Below are 14,278 nucleotides of genomic sequence, written 5' to 3' on the forward strand. Positions count from 1 at the left end.
GAGCCCTGATAGAGCTGTGCTGGCCTCATCGCGGGTCTAGCGTGATGTGGCTCAACGCACGCGCTGGGCGACCCACTGCCGGTACTGGCGGGCGCGCAGCGCATTGCCCAGTTGCTGGCCGATCAGCGCCCACAGCGGCGACACCTGCGGGCGGGGCGCCTTGCCCTGGCTGAGCTTGCGCAGCTGGAACTTGACCAGGGCCATGTTGGCCAGCGATGCCAGCGGCTTGTTCTTCCAGGTGATCGGCGCCAGCGCCGGCGCCGTGCCTTTGCCTTGCTGCCAGGCGCGGGGCAGGTTGGGGTCGATGGCTAGCGCCGTGCCGATGCCGACCATGGCCACGCCACTGTCGACCACCTGCTGGGCCACCGGCAGGCGGCGGATGCCGCCAGTGACCATCAGCGGCATGCTCGCCACCTTCTGCACGTCGCGGGCGAACTCCAGGAAGTAGGCTTCCCGGGCCAGGGTCCGCCCGTCACGGGCTTCACCCTGCATGGCCGGGGCTTCGTAGCTGCCACCGGACAATTCCACCAGGTCGACGCCCAGGCCGTTGAGCAGTTGCACCACCTGACGGGCATCATCGGCACTGAAGCCGCCGCGCTGAAAGTCGGCGGAGTTGAGCTTGACTGCCACGGCAAACTGCGGCGCCACCACCGCGCGCACTGCCTTGACGATTTCCAGCAACAGCCGCGCACGGTTCTCAAGCGAGCCGCCCCAGGCGTCGTTGCGCTTGTTGCTCAGCGGCGAGAGGAACTGGCTCAGCAGGTAGCCATGCGCGGCATGAATCTCCACCCCGGTGAAACCGGCCTGTTCGGCCAGTTGCGCGGTACGGGCAAAGCGTTGGATGACATCGTCGATCACCGCCTCGGTCATCGCCTGGGGTGGGTTGAAGTGCTTCGACAGTTTGCCCATCTCCAGCGCCACCGCCGACGGCGCCCAGGTGGGCTGGCCGAGGTTGGCCGGCATTTGCCGCCCGGGGTGGTTGATCTGCAGCCAGAACTGCGCACCCTGGGCACGGCCGACACTGGCCCAGCGCTTGAACTTGGCCAGTTGCCGGTCATCCTCCAGCACCACGCCGCCCGGGCCGGTCATGGCGCGGCTGTCGACCATCACGTTGCCGCTGATCAACAGGCCGGCGCCACCTTCGGCCCAGGCCTGGTACAAGCGCAGCAATTCTACGGACGGCGCCTGGTCGGCGTCGGCCATGTTCTCTTCCATCGCGGCCTTGGCCAGACGGTTGGGGATTTCGCTTGCGTTGGGCAATGTCAGCTTGTCGAACACGTTCATGGCAGCACCTCGGTTGATCGTGCTCAAACCATAACTTTAAAGTTAACTTTAATGTCAACAGGCTTTTTCAGCGGGGCGGGCGAGGTGCCAGGGAAGGGCCCTGGCACCATCGCATCAGCTGCGTATGAAGGCCAGCAGGTCGGCGTTGATGATGTCGGCATGGGTGGTGGGCATGCCGTGGGGGTAGCCTTTGTAGGTTTTCAGGGTGCTGTTGCTCAGCAGCCTGGCCGACAGCAGGCCTGAGTTTTCGTAGGGCACGATCTGGTCGTCGTCACCGTGCATTACCAGCACCGGCAGGGTGAGGCGCTTCAAGTCCTCGGTGAAGTCGGTCTGCGAGAAGGCGACGATGCCATCGTAGTGGGCCTTGGCGCTGCCCATCATGCCCTGGCGCCACCAGTTGAGGATCACCCCTTGCGACGGTGTCGCACCGGGGCGGTTGTAGCCGTAGAACGGCCCGGCGGGAATGTCGTGGTAGAACTGCGCGCGGTTGGCCGCCAGCTGCGCCTGCAGGTCGTCGAACACCGACTTGGGCAGGCCGCCGGGGTTACTGGCGGTTTGCACCATCAGCGGCGGCACCGCCGCGAGGATCGCCGCCTTGCTGGCGCGGTCCTGGCCGTGGCGGGCCAGGTAATGGACCACCTCGCCGCCACCGGTGGAGTGCCCGACATGCACCGCGCCGCGTACGCCCAGGTGGTCGACCACTGCCGCCACGTCATCGGCGTAGTGGTCCATGTCGTGGCCATCCCAGACCTGGCTGGAGCGCCCATGGCCGCGGCGGTCGTGGGCGATCACCCGATAACCCTGGGCCAGGAAGAACAGCATCTGCGCATCCCAGTCGTCGCCGCTGAGGGGCCAGCCGTGGTGGAAGAAAATCACCTGGGCATCGCGCGGGCCCCAGTCCTTGTAGAAGATTTCAACGCCGTCTTTGGTTGTGACGAATGCCATGTTCGTTGCTCCTCTGTGATGTGTTTGCTGCGTCCTAGGGTTAAAGTGAGGTTTAAGGTCAATGCCCTGTTGAAGGCGAGCTATGAGAATAGGAGAACTGGCGAAACGCAGCGGCCTGAGTGCCTCGCGCATTCGCTTTTACGAGGCCAGCGGCCTGATCAGATCGGTGGCGCGCAAGGCCAACGGCTACCGCGACTACGCCCCGCAAGCGCTGTGGACGCTGCAAATCATCACCAGCGCCCAGGGTGCCGGGTTCAGCCTCGAGGAGATCCGCCAACTGCTGCCGGCCAACGCCGACGGCTGGCAGCATGATGCGCTGCTGGCCGGGCTCAAGCGCAAGGTCGCCGAGATCGAAGTGCTGCAGCAGCAACTGGCGCAGAATCGCGCGCAATTGCTGGTGGCCATCGACAGCATCGAAAACCGCCCCGAAGACCGCACCTGCACCGAAAACGCGCGGATGCTGATGGAACGGCTGTTGGAGCAGGGGTGAGCGGAGCAGGCTTGATCTTGACGTTGACGTTAACCTTGGACCCGCCACAGCGGCCCGCTCAACCAACTGCCGGTGCCGTTGACGCAGGAGCTAGGCCGACGACCGCTTCGCGTTCTCAGGGTTGATGCATTCCCTGTGGGAGCTGGCTTGCCAGCGATGAGGCCGGTACAGCCAGCACATCAGGTGTTGCCTGGATTGCGACCGCTGCGCGCTCGATCGCGGGCAAGGCCCGCTCCCACAGGACTTGCGCCGTTCTCAAGGGCGCTGGCTCGTCAGCAATGTCTCCGGTCCATACACGGCAGCATCATTGCACTGATTGCTGTGCCTTTGGGCTGAAGCCTGCATTGCCGGGCAAGCCTTCGACAAACGCCGCAATCTGCCGACTGCCGCGCAAATGCACCACCGGCACCTGCGGCCCGATGGCCTCGCGCACTGCCTCGATTCCCGGGCGATAACCGCGATCAAAGGTCCAGACGAATTTCAAAAAAGTCAGAAACGCCCGATCAAGCTTTTCGCTACAACCTTCGGGCAGGTCGGGGCGAGGGCGGTTCAACACGCTGCGCTTGATCACCCGCCAAAAGCAGGTCAAGCGCGGTGTATCCAGCCAGATGACCAGGTCAGCGCGCGGCAGGCGCAGGTCAAAGGTACGCCGTGCATAGTTGCCTTCACACACCCAGGTGTCCTGTGCCACCGCCTCGCGCACCCGCGCGCGGTACTGCTCGGCGTCGGGCTCGACCCAGCCAGGCTCCCAGAACAGCCTGTCCAGGTGCACCACCGGCAAGCCCAGGCGTTTACCGAGAACGCGGGCGAGGGTGGACTTACCGCTACCGGCGTTGCCCAAAATGACGATCCGTTGCATGAGGGACTACCTTGTCGAAAAAAGCCGGCGATTGTGCGGGTTTTGCCGGGGCCGTTAAAGAAGGACTGGCGGGGAATCGGGACAACGGTCGAGGCCCGGCCAGTTCAAGGTACCGCCGAAAACACCGAACCCGTGATGCGTTCGCTCAACAGCTCCAGCGCGCGCAGCCCCGCCAGTGAGTTACCCGAAGCGTTCAGTGCTGGTGACCACACACAGATGCTGTAGCGTCCCGGCACAATCGCGACAATACCGCCACCGACACCGCTCTTGCCTGGCAGGCCCACACGGTAGGCAAAGTTGCCTGCCTCGTCATACAGCCCGCTGGTGGCCATGATCGCATTCACTTGTTGTGCTTGGCGTGGGTTGAGCACTTGTTCGCCGCTATGTGGGCAGTAACCGCTGTTGGCCAGGAACGCGAAGCCCCGGGCAACGTCTATGCAGTTCATGGACAAGGCGCAATGGTGGAAGTAGCTGCGTAGCACCGCATCAACATCGTTGTGGAAGTTACCGAACGCCTGCATCAGGTAGGCCATGGCGGCATTGCGTGCGCGGTGCTGGTATTCGGAGTCCGCGACCACAAGGTCGCTGGTAACGCGCGGGTTGCCTGCCAGGCGGCGGACAAAATCACGCATCGAGAGCGCTGGGGTGGCGTAACGGGACTGGTTGATATCGCAGATCACCAGTGCGCCGGCATTGATAAACGGGTTACGCGGCTTGCCTTTTTCCACCTCAAGCTGCACCAGCGAATTGAACGCCTGCCCGGAAGGCTCGTAACCCAACCGCGACCAGATATCTTCGCCGCTGTGGTTGATCGCCTGCACCAGGCTGAACACCTTGGAAATGCTCTGGATCGAGAATGGCGTGTGCGCATCCCCCGCGCAGTGCAATTGACCGTCCAAACCATGCACGGCAATGCCCAGTTGGTTGGGCTCTACCTGGGCCAGGGCGGGGATGTATTGCGCCACCTGGCCCTGGCTGAGCAGGGGACGAACTTGGTCGAGGATCTCTAGCAGTAATGCTTGCATCAGGTGTTGCCTATGGTGCGTTGGTGTCGGATCCCCCCTGGCTAGAGAGGTGTCACTGCCCATCAGGCTGAATGCCATATTTGGGGAAGTTCTGACAGACGATCTTCCCCGGCAGCGGGGCACGTTTGCTCGAAAACAACTTGCCCCTGCATACACCCTTGCAACCTCGTAACCTTGCTCAACCACGTCACGCCTGGTTATGAAACGGCCGGCCAATCGAGCGTTTTCTTGCGCGGCAATGGCCCATCTGGCAAGGTTGCCGGCAAAACGCCCACCGATTGACCCGCGGTGCCTCACATCAAAGGGAATTTGACCTGTCGCTGCAATCATCCGTTCGACGTGATCTGTTGATCCTGTGGCTATCCATTGCCGCCGTTGCGCTTGTGCTGGGGTGGTTGCTGTTGATACTCAGCCGCCAAGGCGCCGGTCCCCAGATTGCGCATGCGCGCCAACTCACCGCGACCAGTTGCCAGGCGCTGCAAGCGGGGGCGGCACGCGTTCGCCAGCAGCTCCCGCCTGCAGACGATCAGCCCTATCCCATGACCCCGGCTGCGGCACAGGCGGTGCTTGATTTGGCACTGCGCGATCAGCCGGGCATGGAGGGCGGCTTCTGGCGAGCGGATGCGGGCGTGGTGGCCTACGCTTTCCCGACCTACGATGGCACGGGAATCAAGCGCGATCCGCCAAGTGCCGAGCTGGAGCGCATTGCCTCCACGGCCCAGCGTGCGCAGGATTCTGCAGGCCTTGTGGCGGACGTGCGACCGGGTTTACGCGAAGCCGTGGCGTTCGCTGCCTGCCCTGTGCCCACCGATGACCGCCGCCTGATCGCCTGGACCCTGCTGCGCGTGCCGCTGTTGGCCGCAGGCACGGTCAACACCCTGATCCTCGCGGTGAGCCTGCTGCTGGCGCTGGTGGTGGTCTCCGGCGCATGGCTGGGCTGGATGCTTGCGCGTTGGCAGCGCCAGTCGGCCCACCTGCGAGAGCAACTGGCCCAGTCCGAACGTCTGGCGACCTTGGGGCGCGTTTGCGCCGGGCTCGCGCATGAGATTCGCAACCCATTGGGCACGATGCGCATGAAGGCGGAAAACGCGATGGCTGCGCCGGCCGACCGGCGCGAAGCCCGTGTGGTTGGTGCCCTGGAGGCGGTGCTGTCGCAAACGGCACGCCTGGAGGCACTGGTGTCGAGCCTGCTGGCATTGACGCAACCGTTGCGCGCCGAGCGCCAGGCGGTTGACCTGCGGGGATGGCTGGAGGCGCAGCGCAATGCCCATGCCGAGGCGGCGCAAAAGCATGGCGTACGAATCACACTGGCGGTTGAACCGCAGCTGTCCGAAAGCGCGAAGGGGCTGGCGCTGTTCGACCCGACACAAATGGCACGGGTCTTTGACAACCTGCTGCTCAACGCGATGGCGCACACGGGAGAATGCGGTGAGATCGAACTCGGTGCGCAGCGCACGCGCCGTGGCGCATTGCTGTTGTGGGTGGCGGACGATGGTTGCGGTATTCCGGCCGACATGCGCGATACGTTGTTCGAGCCTTTCGCCACTACCCGCGCAGGCGGTACCGGCCTGGGGCTGGCGCTGGTGCGCGAGATCGTGCAGGGACACGGCGGGCGGGTCGGTCTCGCCGAGTCGGCCAAGGGCACGCGCATAGAGATGGAGCTACCGTGGCCCGAATCCTGATTGTCGACGATGACGCCGCGTTCCGTGACAGCCTTGCAGAAGTGCTGCAGGACCTGGGCCATACGGTGCTGCAGGCCCAAAGCACCGATGCGGGCCTGCACAGGCTGCGCACCGAGGCCGTGGATGCGGCCATCGTCGACCTGCGGCTGCCGGGAGAGGATGGTCTGGTGTTCCTGCGCCGTGCGGCGCGCCTCTCGCAGGTCCCTTGCATCATGCTCACCGCCTATGCGAGCGGTGGCAACACCATCGAGGCGATGAGCCTGGGCGCGTTCGACCATCTGACCAAGCCCGTGACCAGGGTCGCCCTGGTCGAAACGCTCGAGCGGGCCTTGCGTCAAGCAGCCCCCAGCCCAGACCGGCCTCAGGCGGCCGGGGCATCGCCCGGCGCAAGAGAACCTGTGGATGGCCGTGAACTGGTCAGCGCCAGCGAGGCCATGCGCCAGGTCTTCAAGCACATCGGGCTGGCTGCGAACTCCGATGCCACCGCCTTGATCCTCGGCGAGACGGGCACGGGCAAGGAACTGGTGGCGCGCGCTTTGCATCGCAACAGCGCTAGAGCCAGCGGCCCCTTCGTCGCAGTGAACTGCGCTGCGATCCCGGCTGAACTGATGGAAAGCGAGCTGTTCGGTCATGTCAAAGGCGCGTTCACCGGTGCCGTCCACGAACGCACCGGACGCTTTCGCGAGGCCGATGGCGGCACCCTGTTCCTTGACGAGATCGGCGACATGCCGCTGCCCACACAGGCGAAGATTCTGCGGGTGCTGCAGGAGCGCGAGATCACCCCCGTGGGCGCCAACCGCGTCCAGCCGGTGGACGTGCGCATCGTCGTGGCCACGCACCGGGACCTGCCCGCCGCGGTCAAGGAGGGGCGCTTCCGGGAAGACCTGTGGTACCGCCTGCAGGTGGTGCCGCTGTGGCTGCCGCCGCTGCGTGAGCGGCTGGGCGACGTGCTGCTGCTGGCCGAGCACTTTCTACGCCTGTTGGGCGGCGACTCGCCCAAGCGCTTGAGTGCAGCGGCCGCCCGGCTGCTGCTGGCCCACCCCTGGCCCGGCAACGTGCGCGAACTGCGCAACGCCATGGAACGCGCGGCCATCCTCAGCCACGGCGCGGTCATCGATGTCGAACACATCGGCTTGCAGGCAGCGGCGGCGCCCACCCCGGGCCTGGACATCGACTGGGAGGGACCTATGGCACAAGCCGTTGCCCACCTGGAGCGCGAGATGATTGTGCGAGCCCTGGCTGCGACGGCCGGTAACCGCGCGGAGGCGGCGCGGCGTCTCGGTCTGTCTCGCCAACAGCTCTACCGCAAGCTGGCCGAGTTTGGGCTGGACTGACCCCAGCGCAGGCCAGCCGGTGTCCGATTCTGTGACACTCGGGCGTCACGGGATCGGACGGCGCATGGCTCGTTATTTATGTAAGCAGTTGAATTTGTTGTAAATATTGTTAGGCATGGTGCTTGCACTACAGGTTGGGTGTTGTTTCCCAAGCCAAGGAGCTTCTCCAATGTCTACGTATTTCATCGCCACGTCTGCTGCGCTGGTATTCGGCCTGTGCAGCCTCAGCGCACAGGCCATGCCGCCCGACCCAGCCGCTCATCTGCCTGCGACATCGCATCAAGGCATGGCCGCCCCTGGCCTGATGGGCCAGTACGTGGTGGAAGGTCAGGTCCAGCGGATGCTCATCAATCCCTACGGTGAGGTCGACGGCCTGCGCCTGAGCGACGGAACCATTGTCAAGTTCGCGCCGCACATGGCCGATGCGCTCACTGCGGCGGTCCAGGTGGGGGACGCCGTGCGCATCATCGGACGGGCGCAAGCGCGGGGCACGGTCAAGGCCGACGCCATCGTCCACACCGACAGCGGGCGCACCGTGTACGACCAGCCGCCGCCGGTCGGCGAAGGCCGAGTCCTGCCACCCCACCTGCGCGCCCAGCGCCTGCAGCCCCAGCAGGTGCAAGGCCAGGTGGAGGCTGTGCTCACCGGTCCGCGGGGCGAGGCCAACGGCGTCATCCTCAGCGATGGCAGCATCGTTCGTTTCCCGCCAGAAAGCCTGCGCCTGTCGGTGCAGACGGGCGCGCCGTTCGCGGCATCCGGGCTGGGCACGCGCAATGTGTTTGGCACCGCGTTGGAAGCCGTCAGCATGGGCACCTCGCTGTCCACCCTGGAGCCGCTCTACGACCGTGCGCAGTAAGGATGTGACGATGGCAACGCCTTCCATAACCCCGACGCACGCCGGCTCGCGGAGCTGGCTGTCCGGCCTGAACTTCTTCCTGGCCGACGTCCGTGACGGCCTGGGGCCCTTCCTCGGTGTGCTTCTGGCCAGTCAAGGCTGGCGAGCCGATGACATCGGCTACGTGATGGCCATCGGCGGCGTCGCAGGCATGCTGGCGACCACGCCGATGGGAGCCTGGATCGACGCTTCGCGCCACAAGCGACTTCTACTGGCAAGTGCCACCGTCATGCTCATGCTCGCCACGGCGGCGCTATGGACGGCAGCGTCGTTCGGCGTCGTGGTCGCCTCTCAGCTGGTGACCGGTGCCGTGGGGGCGTTGATGGGCGCCGGCATCATGGGTATTACCTTGGGCATCGTGGATCAGAGGGACCTGTCTCGGCAGCTTGGCATCAACGAGGCCTGGAACCATGCCGGCAACGTGGTCGCGGCTGCATTGGCCGGGCTGGCAGGCTACCGCTGGGGGCTGTCAGCCGTATTCGTGTTGATGGCCCTGATGGCGTGCGCGGCGCTTGCTTGCTTGTGCAAGATCCATCCGCAGGACATCAATCATGAGCGGGCCCGTGGTGCAGACCTCACTTGCAACCAGCCTGCGCAAGGTGGCGGTCCTGCGCCTTCCATGCTGCGGATTTTGACGGACTCGCGCGAGCTGGGCCTGCTCGCGATCACGATGCTGCTGTTCCACCTGGGCAATGCCGCGATGCTGCCCTTGTTTGCGCAGTCGAACGTCACGCGCGGGCTGGCGGACCCCAGCGTGTTCACGGCATCGACCGTCATCGTCGCGCAGCTGGTGATGGTTCCTGTGGCGCTTTGGGCTGGATGGTATGCCTCTCGGCACGGGTATCGGCTACTGATCATTACCGCCCTGTTGGTTTTACCCTTGCGAGGGCTGATCGCCGGTTTCTGGGCGTCCCCATGGGCGCTGCTTCCGGTACAGGCCCTTGACGGAATCGGGGCGGGCCTGCTGGGTGTCGCCTTGCCCGGGCTTGTCGCGTGCATCCTGCGCGGCACTGGACACGTCAATGCAGGGCTTGGTGCCGTGATGGCAATCCAAGGGGTAGGCGCGGCCATGAGTCACGCACTCGCCGGTTGGATCGCGCATGGTTTCGGCTATAGCGCAGCCTTCGTCGCGCTGGGCATCGTGGCCGCAAGCGGACTACTCACCTATCACGTTGGCATCGTCACCCAACCTGCTCGCCGACTTGGCCAAGGTACCGGCGCGGATCGGTAGACACCGGCCTGTCGCTGCCCATCCCTCAAAAAAACTGCACCCACCCCTCACTTTTTTGAATTACCACCCCTCACCGCAACCCCGGCAAAATCCCCCCGACGCAACACTCAAAAAATTCCATCTCCACGGACGGAGCCCATTGGTATTGCCCCTCGCAATACTCAGCCCAGCCACGTTGGCCGGGCTTTTTTTACTGCCCAGGTGCCCGATTTACCCATGTCTACCCGCGGTCTGAACAACTGGTTCAGCCGGCTGCTGCCGGCCCCTCTGAACATCCCCCCGAAAGAATGGCTACGCGCAGGCGTCGGCGCGCTGCTCGGTCTGTTTCTCGCAGGTTTCGCCTGTAGCCTGGCCTTTGGCCCGACGGTGGCGCTGCACTTGCTCGGGCCGTTGGCGGCCTCGGCGGTGCTGCTGTTTGCCGTGCACTCCGGCGCGCTGGCGCAGCCCTGGCCCTTTGTTGGCAGTTATGCCTGCGCGACGGCGGTGGGGCTGGTGTTGCATCACTGTTTTGGCTCGGCCTTGTGGGTCGCGGCACTGGCCCTTGGCGTGGCGATTTTGCTGATGTGCCTGCTGCGCTGCCTGCACCCGCCGGGGGGCGGGGTGGCGGTGAGCGTGGTGCTGGCGGACTCATCACTGGCGGCAATGGGCGACCAGGTGTTCGAGCCGATCATGCTCAATGCCCTGGTACTGGTGGCCGTGGCGGTGATCTACAACCGCCTGACCGGCGTGCGCTACCCGAAAACCGCCACGCCGCGCAAAGACCTGCACCACACCGCCGATGTGTTGCCGGGTGAGCGGGTCGGGGTCAGTGGCGAGGACCTCGACCAGGCGCTGGAAGAGCTCGGCGAGTTTGTCGACGTCACCCGCGATGAGCTCGAACGCATCATCATGGCCACCGAGCAACACGCGCTCAAGCGCAGCCTCGGTGGCATTACCGCCGCCTCGGTGATGTCGCGGGATGTGCAGTTGGCGACCCCGCAGACCACCCTGCAGCAGGCCTGGCAGTTGTTGTCGAGCCACCACTTGCACACCTTGCCGGTACTGGATGAGGCGCGGCGTTTGGTGGGGATTGTCAGCTTGAGCGACCTAGTCGGGCCGGCCATGGCCGAGGGGCGTTTCAGCTGGCGCGGGTTGTTTGGGCACAGGCCTCAGGTGCTGCTGGAGCAGATCATGAGCCGGCCGGTGATTACCGTGCGCAGTGACGAGCCCGCGGTGGCGCTGATTCCGTTGCTCAGTGAGCAGGGGCTGCATTGCTTGCCGGTGATGCAAGGGGAGGCGCTGGTGGGGGTGATCACCCAGACCGATTTGATTGCCGGGCTCAAGCGCCAGTTGCTCAGTGAAGCGACGCGCTCAGATCACAGGATCCCAGCGCTGTGACCAGTCACTCTCACCGGCCACCACTTCGCGCAGCACCCTGAACGCCTGCTGCAACGCCTCGCTGTCGCGCTCGCGGGCATACACCAGGTAGGTGGGGTAGGTGAACTCCGGCGCTTGCGGCACACGTTCGAATACGCCGCTGTCCAGGTACGCCTGCACCACGCGGGTACGGAAGTAGCCGCTGCCACCGTGTTCGAGGATGTACTGCAGCGCCAGCGGCCCGAGGTTGAAGCTCAGCGCCGGGCGCGCGCATTCGGGCAGGGCGGCGTCGTGGCGGCGGCGGAAGGCCTGGCCCCAGTCGATGTATACGTAAGGTTCGGGCTGGTCTTTGCGGCGGATGCGGATCAGTTTTTCTTCCATCAGCTGTTCCACCTGCAGGCCCGGGCCGTAGGTGGGCTGGTAGACCAGCACGGCGTCGAGCACGCCCATTTCCACTTTGTGCAGCAAGGACTCGCCGTCGCTGACTTCGCTGCGAATGGCGTGGCCGGGCATTTCCCGGTGCAGGGCGCTGACCCAGCCGAGCACCAGCGGGTTGCCCAGGCTGACTTCGCCGCCGATGTGCAGCACCTGGTGGCAGCCCTCGGGCAAGGGCAGGTCGCGGCGTGCGGCCTCCCAGGTTTGCACCAGCTGATTGGCGTAAACCACGAAGGCTTCGCCGTCGGCGGTGAGGCTGGCGCCGCTGCGGCTGCGGATGAACAGCTGGCAGGCCAGTTGCTGTTCGAGCTTTTGCACCCGGGCGGTGATAGCCGTCTGGGTGACGTGCAGGCGTTCGGCGGCGGACACCAGGCTGCCGCTGCGAACGATTTCAAGGAAGGTGCGGGCCAGCTCGATATCCATTGGGGGGCAGCCTGTTTTTGCGGTGGGCTATTGTAGTGGCTTTGCACCGCAATGGGGCAGGGGAAGAGGTGGTGCAGATCGATGACCTTTGGTCGCCTCAGGCGATAGGCCTGTCGATTGCGCGCCTGCCTGATCGACCACCCTGTACCCCACTCATGCAGGAGTTCAGCCCATGTCCTATGTCGACGGTTTTGTCCTCGCAGTGCCCACCGCCAACCGCGAAGCCTTCAAAAAACACGCCGAAGAGGCCGCCGTGGTGTTCAAGGAATGCGGTGCGCTGAAGGTGATCGAGTGCTGGGGCGATGATGTTCCCGAGGGCAAGCTCACCTCGTTCCCCATGGCCGTGAAACTCAAGGACGACGAGACGGTGGTGTTTTCCTGGGTCCTCTGGCCGTCACGCGAAGTGCGCGATGCGGGGATGCAGAAGATGATGCAGGACCCGCGCTTGCAGCCTGAGCAGAACCCGATGCCGTTTGATGGTAAGCGGGTGATTTTTGGTGGATTCAGGATTCTTGTGGATGTCTGAGAGCGTTGGGGCTGCGTTGCAGCCCATCGCCGGTAAGGCCGGCTCCCACAGGGATCTGTGTATGCCGACCCTGTGGGCGCTTATTGCTTAAACCTTGAAGCGTGCCACCAGTGCCGTCAGTTGCCCGGCCAGCCCCGCCAACGCCTGGCTGGCTTCGCTGGTCTGTTGCGCCCCGGTCGCCGAGCGGGTCGACAGTTCGCGGATGTTCAGCAAATTGCGATCCACCTCGCGCGCCACTTGCGCCTGTTCCTCGGCGGCGCTGGCAATCACCAGGTTGCGCTCGTTGATCTCGCCAATGGCGCTGTAGATCCCTTCCAGTACCTGCCCTGAGGCCTGGGTAATACCCAAGGTCGACTGCGCCCGCTGGGTGCTGGCCTGCATCGACGTCACTGCCGCTTCGGTACCGTGCTGCACGCGGCCAATCATCTGCTCGATTTCCTGGGTCGATTGCTGCGTGCGGTAGGCGAGGGTGCGCACTTCGTCGGCGACCACGGCAAAGCCGCGCCCGGCTTCCCCGGCACGGGCCGCTTCGATGGCGGCATTGAGCGCCAGCAGGTTGGTTTGTTCGGACACCGAGCGAATCACTTCCAGCACCTGGCCGATGTCGCGAATCTGCCCGGCCAGTTGCTCCAGGTGCGCGCTGCTGGTCTGCACCTCTCGGGCCATGGCCTGAGTGCCGTCGAGGTTGTCGCTGACCTGGCGGCGGCTTTGTTCGGCCAGTTCGTTGGAGGCGCTGGCCGCTTGCGAGGTGGACACGGCGTTGCGCGCGACTTCCTCCACGGCCGTGGTCATTTCGGTAACGGCGGTGGCGGCCTGTTCCAGCTCCTGGTCTTGCTGGCGCAGGCTGTGCGAGCTCTGTTCGGTAATGCCATTGAGTGCACCGGCAGCCTCGGCCAGTTGCCTGGCACAGCCGGTGATCTGCCCCAGGGTGTCGCGCTGGCTGTGCTGCATACGCTGCAGTTCGCTGAACAGCTGGCCGATCTCGTTGCTGCTGTGCACCGTCACCGGCACGCTCAAATCGCCATTGGCAATACGCTGGAAGTGCTGGCCGGCCTCGCGTAGCGGACGCAGTACACGCTGGGCGATAAAGCTCCAGCACAGGGCGGCGAGCAGCAAGGTCAGCAGCCCCAGCGCCACGCTCAGCACCTGGGCGCTGCTCAGGCGCCGGTCGGATTCGAGCATGATCTGCTGGCTGCGCTCGTTCAGCGCCGCCACCAGTTGTTGGCGCAGCGCCTGCAGGCGGCCCATGGCGTTGCCAGCGTCGGTGTTGACGTTGAAGTACTGCTGCAGGTCGTTCTGGCGGGTGGCTTCACGCTGCCCGGCCACCGCCTTGGCGTATTCGCCAAAGGTGCTTTGCAGCGCCACGGTCAGGGATTTGAGCGTCGGTTCTTGGGCGTTGCTGACCAACTCATTGATCAACTGCGCGCTGTTGCCCAGCAGTTCTTCCGAGAGCTTCAGGCGTTTGTTGGCACTCTCGCTATGGCCGCCGGTCTGTTCGATAAGGCCCGAGGACACGTTGGCGCTGGCGCGGATCGCCATCAGCAGGGCGTTGTTCAGGCGGTCCGACTGGTGCGCGGTCTGGTCCAGTTCGCTGATCTGCTGGTCGCTACCCACCGCCGCGCGCCAGGCGCTGACGGTGGAAAACAGCAAGGTCAGGCTGAACAGCGACAGCACCCAGAACATACCGGTGCGGATTTTCAGGTCGGCGAACATGCGGGCAGTACTCCTTTAGTTGTTATCAGCCCCACGCGTTGCCGCTGTAACGGCGGTGGGTGGGTCTGCTATCGGAGTGG

The 14,278-nt window shown here is 64.8% G+C and carries 13 protein-coding genes; 7 read left to right on the forward strand and 6 right to left on the reverse strand.

Annotated elements, in window-relative coordinates; translation table 11 throughout:
* Positions 1 to 51 precede the first annotated feature (51 nt).
* Positions 52 to 1,284, reverse strand: coding sequence for an NADH:flavin oxidoreductase/NADH oxidase family protein (locus PspR32_RS10610; RefSeq protein WP_036996070.1), 1,233 nt, complete (start codon positions 1,282 to 1,284; stop codon positions 52 to 54).
* A gap of 114 nt (positions 1,285 to 1,398) precedes the next feature.
* Positions 1,399 to 2,229 carry an alpha/beta fold hydrolase gene (locus tag PspR32_RS10615; protein WP_010225637.1) on the reverse strand — a complete coding sequence of 277 codons (831 nt, stop codon included), beginning with the start codon at positions 2,227 to 2,229 and terminating at the stop codon, positions 1,399 to 1,401.
* 82 nt (positions 2,230 to 2,311) lie between these two features.
* Here PspR32_RS10615 and PspR32_RS10620 point away from each other — a divergent pair, with 82 nt between their 5' ends.
* Positions 2,312 to 2,719 (forward strand): MerR family transcriptional regulator, encoded by a 408-nt coding sequence (locus PspR32_RS10620; RefSeq protein ID WP_010225638.1) that lies wholly within the window; start codon positions 2,312 to 2,314, stop codon positions 2,717 to 2,719.
* A gap of 304 nt (positions 2,720 to 3,023) precedes the next feature.
* Here PspR32_RS10620 and PspR32_RS10625 read toward each other — a convergent pair whose 3' ends face one another.
* Both PspR32_RS10625 and glsB read right to left on the reverse strand, forming a co-directional pair.
* A complete protein-coding gene (locus tag PspR32_RS10625; protein WP_010225640.1) occupies positions 3,024 to 3,578 on the reverse strand; it encodes an AAA family ATPase in 555 nt (184 codons plus the stop codon).
* Positions 3,579 to 3,682: 104 nt separating this feature from the next.
* Positions 3,683 to 4,603, reverse strand: a complete 921-nt coding sequence (gene glsB, locus PspR32_RS10630) for a glutaminase B (RefSeq protein ID WP_010225642.1) — start codon at positions 4,601 to 4,603, stop codon at positions 3,683 to 3,685.
* 278 nt (positions 4,604 to 4,881) lie between these two features.
* Here glsB and PspR32_RS10635 point away from each other — a divergent pair, with 278 nt between their 5' ends.
* The 5 genes from PspR32_RS10635 (at position 4,882) to PspR32_RS10655 (ending at position 11,122) form a co-directional block, all read left to right on the forward strand.
* Complete coding sequence (locus PspR32_RS10635; protein WP_223253833.1) at positions 4,882 to 6,285, forward strand: ATP-binding protein; 1,404 nt, start codon at positions 4,882 to 4,884, stop codon at positions 6,283 to 6,285.
* Complete coding sequence (locus PspR32_RS10640) at positions 6,270 to 7,619, forward strand: sigma-54-dependent transcriptional regulator (RefSeq protein WP_100782233.1); 1,350 nt, start codon at positions 6,270 to 6,272, stop codon at positions 7,617 to 7,619. Before PspR32_RS10635 ends, PspR32_RS10640 begins: the two co-directional genes overlap by 16 nt.
* A gap of 169 nt (positions 7,620 to 7,788) precedes the next feature.
* Entirely contained in the window at positions 7,789 to 8,475 is a 687-nt protein-coding gene (locus PspR32_RS10645; protein ID WP_159388436.1) for a hypothetical protein, read from the forward strand.
* Between the two features lie 10 nt (positions 8,476 to 8,485).
* Positions 8,486 to 9,745, forward strand: a complete 1,260-nt coding sequence (locus PspR32_RS10650) for an MFS transporter (RefSeq protein ID WP_159388437.1) — start codon at positions 8,486 to 8,488, stop codon at positions 9,743 to 9,745.
* A gap of 216 nt (positions 9,746 to 9,961) precedes the next feature.
* The gene (locus PspR32_RS10655) at positions 9,962 to 11,122 is read left to right on the forward strand and encodes an HPP family protein (RefSeq protein ID WP_100782231.1); all 1,161 of its coding nucleotides are present in this window, start codon (positions 9,962 to 9,964) and stop codon (positions 11,120 to 11,122) included.
* Here the strand turns inward: PspR32_RS10655 and PspR32_RS10660 are convergent.
* Positions 11,096 to 11,959, reverse strand: coding sequence for a LysR family transcriptional regulator (locus PspR32_RS10660; protein WP_010225649.1), 864 nt, complete (start codon positions 11,957 to 11,959; stop codon positions 11,096 to 11,098). The two genes, PspR32_RS10655 and PspR32_RS10660, sit on opposite strands and share 27 nt — an antisense overlap.
* Before the next feature lie 172 nt (positions 11,960 to 12,131).
* Here PspR32_RS10660 and PspR32_RS10665 point away from each other — a divergent pair, with 172 nt between their 5' ends.
* Positions 12,132 to 12,485, forward strand: coding sequence for a DUF1428 domain-containing protein (locus tag PspR32_RS10665; protein ID WP_010225651.1), 354 nt, complete (start codon positions 12,132 to 12,134; stop codon positions 12,483 to 12,485).
* Between the two features lie 87 nt (positions 12,486 to 12,572).
* On the opposite strand, the gene PspR32_RS10670 is transcribed toward PspR32_RS10665, so the two are convergent.
* The gene (locus tag PspR32_RS10670) at positions 12,573 to 14,198 is read right to left on the reverse strand and encodes a methyl-accepting chemotaxis protein (RefSeq protein ID WP_159388438.1); all 1,626 of its coding nucleotides are present in this window, start codon (positions 14,196 to 14,198) and stop codon (positions 12,573 to 12,575) included.
* Positions 14,199 to 14,278 lie beyond the last annotated feature (80 nt).

Source organism: Pseudomonas sp. R32 (genome assembly GCF_009866705.1).
Taxonomy (GTDB): Bacteria; Pseudomonadota; Gammaproteobacteria; order Pseudomonadales; family Pseudomonadaceae; genus Aquipseudomonas; species Aquipseudomonas donghuensis.